Below are 4,674 nucleotides of genomic sequence, written 5' to 3'. Positions count from 1 at the left end.
CGAGGGCTCCGGTGGGGGTGTGGGCGCCGGCGCAGGCGACGAGGGCGCGGGCGAGGGGGGCGGGCCGGTTTTTGCGGACGGCGGAGTCGTCGGCGAGCAGTTCGACGAGCAGTTTCACCGAGCCGAGCGCCGAGCCGGAGCGCACGACGCGGGGGAACGCTTCGTAGACGGCGGTGAAGGCCTCGAGGATGAGGTCGTGGCGGGCCCGGAGGTGGGAGTGTTCGTGGCGCAGGATCGCGCGCAGTTCGTCGTCGCCGAGGTTGTCGAGGGTGCCTTCGCTGAGCACCACGCGGTGCCGCAGTCCGGGCAGGCAGTAGGCGATGGGGTCGGCGGTGTCGAGGATGCGTACGTGCGGGTGGCGGCGGACGGCGGCGCCGCTCTCGCGGCGGTCGAGCAGGTCGACGAGCATGCGGTGGCGGGAGCGGCGGCGGCGGGTGCGCACCGCGACGCGCAGTACGGAGAAGATCAGGCGGGCACCGATGAACACGGTGAGGGCGAACACGACGATGTAGGTCAGCCACAGGGGCAGACCGAGGGCGTCGATTTCCTCGAGGGGGCCGGTGGTGGGGCGGCCGTCGGCGCCGGGGGCGAGCAGCCGGGCCGCGATGGCCAGGCCGCTGCTGAACGCGGAGAGCACCGCCGCCAGCGCCACGGACTGCCACAGCACCAGGGCGGCCCGGGGGTTGCGGTGCGGCCAGGTGGCGCGGGCGAGCAGCCCCGGCACCGGTCCGGCGAGGAGAAGCGCTGTGGTTCCGAAGAACAGCGCCGTGGTCGCGTTCATGACATCGAGTGTGTCAGCCGGCCCGCTCGGTGTCGTGGCCGGTGCTGTCGTCGCCGTGGTGCGCTTCGAGTTTCGCCAGCGCCGCGCGCAGGGCGGCGGCTTCGTCGGCGCCGACGCGGCCGACGAAGTGGACGAGGGCGGCGGCGCGACCGGCGGTCTCGTCGGCCTGGTCGAGGGCGTCGACCATGAGGCTGGCGACGAGTTCGTCGCGGCCGTGCACCGGCAGGTAGCGGTGGGCGCGGTCGTCGCGTTGCTGGATGACGAGGTTCTTCTTGGCGAGGCGCTGCAGGACCGTCATGACGGTGGTGTACGCGAGATTGCGGCGGGCGGAGAGGGCCTCGTGGACCTGCCGGACGGTCTGTGGTTCGGGGGTGGACCACAGGTGGTCCATCACTGCGCGTTCGAGTTCGCCGAGTGCTGCCATGTGTCGATTCTACGGATTTCTCCGACGAATGTGCGTACTACCCCTGGTCGTAGGGACTGACCTGGGTGGGATCCTGGTCACGCCCGGTGGGGACCTCCGGCGGCGCCGTAGACGTGGCGGGTGCCGATGGGCACGATCAGCGGCCGGTCGGACACCGGATCGTCGATGACGGAGGCGTCGAGATCGAACACCTCCCGCAGCAGTTCCACGGAGATCACCTCGGACGGGACCCCGGAGGCGACGACGCGGCCGTCCTTCATCACCACCAGGTGGTCGCTGTAGCGCACGGCCAGGTTCAGGTCGTGCAGCACCATCACCACGGTGCGACCGAGTTCGCTGTGCAGCCGGTCCACGAGGTCGAGGACCTCCACCGAGTGCGCCAGGTCGAGATAGGTGGTCGGTTCGTCGAGCAGCAGGATGTCGGTGCCCTGGGCGAGCGCCATGGAGATCCAGGCGCGTTGCCGCTGCCCGCCGGACAGTTCGTCGATGGGCCGGTCGGCGAGGTCGGCGATGCCGGTGCGTTCGAGGGCGACGGCGACCTCGTCCTCGTCGTCGGAGGACCACTGCCGGAACCAGGACTGGTGCGGATGCCGGCCGCGGGCGACCAGGTCGGCGACGGTGAGGCCTTCGGGGGCGAGGGGGGCCTGCGGCAGCATGCCGAGCACCCGGGCGACCTCGCGGGTGCGCAGGGTGGTGATGTCGCGCCCGTCGAGCAGCACGGTGCCGGTGCGGGGCTCGAGCAGCCGGCTCAGGGCGCGCAGCAGGGTGGATTTGCCGCAGCCGTTGGGGCCGATGACGGTGGTGACGACGCCGGTGGGGATGGCCAGGTCCAGGTCGTCGACGATGAGCCGGTCGCCGTAGCCGAGGCCGATGTGCTCGGCGACCAGCCGTGGCGCCGCGTGCTCGATCCGTCCGGGCGCCGGGGCGGGGGTCGGGTGGGTGTCGGTCATCGGGAGACCTTTCGGTTGGAACGCACCAGCAGGTACAGCAGGAAGGGGCCGCCGAGCGCGGAGGTGACCAGGCCGACGGGCAGCGGCACGGGCAGGATGGTGCGGGCGATCAGGTCGGCGGCGACGACGAACAGCGCCCCGGTCAGGGCGGAGGCGACGATCGGGCTGCCCGCCGAGCCGACCAGCCGCAGGGCGATCTGCGGGGCGGCGAGGGCGACGAAGCCGACGGGGCCGGCGGCGGCGGTGGCGACGGCGGCGAGCGTGCACGCGGCGATGAGCAGCAGCGCCTGCTGGGTCTGCAGTTTCACGCCGAGCGAGCGGGCGGTGTCGTCGCCGAGGCGCAGCGCCCCGACGGTGAAGGAGGCGGTGGCGGCCCAGCCGCCGACGATGAGCAGGGCGATGGCGGCGGGCACGACCTGGTTCCACGACACGCCGTTGAGCGAGCCGGTCAGCCACACCTGGGCGCGGCTGACGTCGTTGATGTCGGCGGAGACGAGCATCCACTGGGTCAGGGCGATGAGCATGGCGTTGGCACCGATGCCGATGAGCACGAGCCGGAAGCCGTCGGCGCCGCGCCGCCAGGCGAGCACGTAGATGGCGGCGGCGGTGAGCAGCGCGCCGAGCAGCGCCGACAGCGGCAGCCCGAGGGTGGCGAGCAGTCCGACGATCGATCCGCCGCCGGTGACGACGATCAGGGCGACCGCGGCGGCGGATGCGCCGGCGGTGATGCCGAGGATGTCGGGGCTGGCCAGGGCGTTGCGGGAGACGGATTGGGTGATGGCGCCGGAGACGGCGAGGGCGGCGCCGACGACGACGGCGGCGATGCCGCGCGGCAGCCGCAGGTCGAACACGATGAACCGGTCGAGGCGTTCGCCGCCGCCGAGGAGCACCTCGACGACCTGCAGCGGGCTGAGCGGATAGTCGCCGCGGCCGAGGGAGATCGACAGCAGCACGGCGGTGGCGACGACGATCAGCGCGCACACGACGACCATGCGGGCGCGCCAGACGACCGAGACGGAGCCGAGCCGGAAGGCGGGCCGGCCCGGCACGCGGGTGGAGACCTGGACGGGCGAGCGGCGCCGGCCCGTCGTGGCCGGCTCGTCCGGGGCGAGCGCGGGGGTGGGGGTGTCGTTCACAGGGCCACCAGCTTCCGGCGACGGACGAGGGCGATGAAGAAGGGGGCGCCGATGAGGGCGAGGACGATACCGACCTGCAGTTCGCCGGGGCGCACCACGATGCGGCCGACGACATCGGCGAGGACGAGCAGCGCCCCGCCGAGCAGCCCGGCGTAGGGGACGAGCCAGCGGTAGTCGGGGCCGGTCACCGCGCGGGCGATGTGCGGGACGATCAGCCCGACGAACGCGATGGGTCCGCAGGCGGCGGTGGCGGCGCCGGTGAGCACGGTGATCGCGGCGATGCCGATCACCCGGGTGGTGACGACATCGGTGCCGAGCGAGCGGGCGACGTCCTCGCCGAGGCTGAGCAGGTTCAGTGCCGGGGTGGAGGCGAGCGCGACGAGCAGGCCGACGACGATGAACGGGGCCACCTGCCAGAAGACGTCCATGCCGCGGCCGGCGACGGAGCCGACCACCCAGAAGCGGTAGCCGTCGAGGCTGGTCTGGTCGAGCAGCACGATGGTCTGGATCATCGCCTGCAGGAAGAACGCGACGGCCGCGCCGGCCAGCGCCAGGCTCAGCGGGCTGGAGCGGCCGTTGCCGATGGACGCGACGCCGAACACCACGATGCTGGCGAGGGCGGAGCCGGCGAAGGCGAACCACAGATATTGCGCCGGGCTGCTCAGCCCGAACAGGTAGATCGACAGCACCACCAGGAAGGCGGCGCCGGCGTTGATGCCGAGCAGACCGGCGTCGGCGAGCGGGTTGCGGGTGTGGCCCTGGATGAGGGCACCGGCGACGCCGAGGGCGGTGCCGACCAGCAGCGCGAGCAGGGTGCGGGGGATGCGCAGCGAGTGCACGATCACGTCGGTGTCGGAGCCGTCGTTGACGACCAGGGCGTGGAAGACCTCCGCGAAGCTCATCGGGCGGGCACCGACGGCGATGCTGGCGAGCGCGCCGAGCACGAGCAGCACGGTCAGGGCGGCCAGGCCGAGCAGGCGGCGGCGGCGCAGGGCGGCGACGCTGCCGTCGGTGGGGCGCGGGGTGAAGTCGTCGTGGCGGGCGTGGCGTTCGGTGACGATCTCGGTGCTACGGCGCAGCAGGGCGCGGCGGGTGCCGACCGGTCCGCCGGTGGCCGGGTCGCGCAGCACGAGACCGGTCCACTGCAGGCCCAGGCTCTGTCCGGTGCGGCCGGCGCGGTAGCCGTGGTTCCACCACATCAGCCCGGCGGCGGCGACCAGGGCAGCGCCGCCGAAGACGATGCGGTCGGTCTGGCCGCCGCCCTTGGCGTCGGCGAGGGTGTCGACGACCAGGGCGCCGACGAGCAGGGGCAGGGCGAGGAGGGCGAGGTCGCACGAGAGGGCGGCGATCCGGCGGCCCGCGTGGGGCGGGCGGTCGCGTCGG

General features: G+C 73.3%; 5 protein-coding genes. All 5 read right to left on the bottom strand.

Going from position 1 to position 4,674, the window contains the following annotated elements; genetic code table 11:
• Positions 1-781 (bottom strand): M56 family metallopeptidase (locus R1101_RS0116255; protein ID WP_016934438.1); only part of this gene is annotated, 781 nt, incomplete at its 3' end.
• Positions 782-794: 13 nt separating this feature from the next.
• Positions 795-1,205, bottom strand: coding sequence for a BlaI/MecI/CopY family transcriptional regulator (locus R1101_RS0116250; RefSeq protein WP_016934437.1), 411 nt, complete (start codon positions 1,203-1,205; stop codon positions 795-797).
• 77 nt (positions 1,206-1,282) lie between these two features.
• Positions 1,283-2,155, bottom strand: a complete 873-nt coding sequence (locus R1101_RS0116245) for an ABC transporter ATP-binding protein (RefSeq protein ID WP_016934436.1) — start codon at positions 2,153-2,155, stop codon at positions 1,283-1,285.
• Complete coding sequence (locus R1101_RS0116240; protein WP_016934435.1) at positions 2,152-3,291, bottom strand: FecCD family ABC transporter permease; 1,140 nt, start codon at positions 3,289-3,291, stop codon at positions 2,152-2,154. Before R1101_RS0116240 ends, R1101_RS0116245 begins: the two co-directional genes overlap by 4 nt.
• Positions 3,288-4,674, bottom strand: a 1,387-nt coding sequence (locus R1101_RS0116235) for a FecCD family ABC transporter permease (protein ID WP_016934434.1), incomplete at its 5' end; no start/stop codon positions are given. The genes R1101_RS0116240 and R1101_RS0116235, both read right to left, overlap by 4 nt.

The organism is Rhodococcus sp. R1101 (assembly GCF_000278445.1).
GTDB classification, from domain to species: Bacteria; Actinomycetota; Actinomycetes; order Mycobacteriales; family Mycobacteriaceae; genus Rhodococcus; species Rhodococcus gordoniae.
Note: the sequence above shows the minus strand (reverse complement) of the source record. Positions and strands in the feature narration are given on the sequence as shown.

Excerpts from the sequence above, each read along its gene's own strand:
- R1101_RS0116250 (WP_016934437.1), bottom strand. The coding sequence starts at position 1,205 with ATGGCAGCACTCGGCGAACTCGAACGCGCAGTGATGGACCACCTGTGG.
- R1101_RS0116245 (WP_016934436.1), bottom strand. The coding sequence starts at position 2,155 with ATGACCGACACCCACCCGACCCCCGCCCCGGCGCCCGGACGGATCGAG.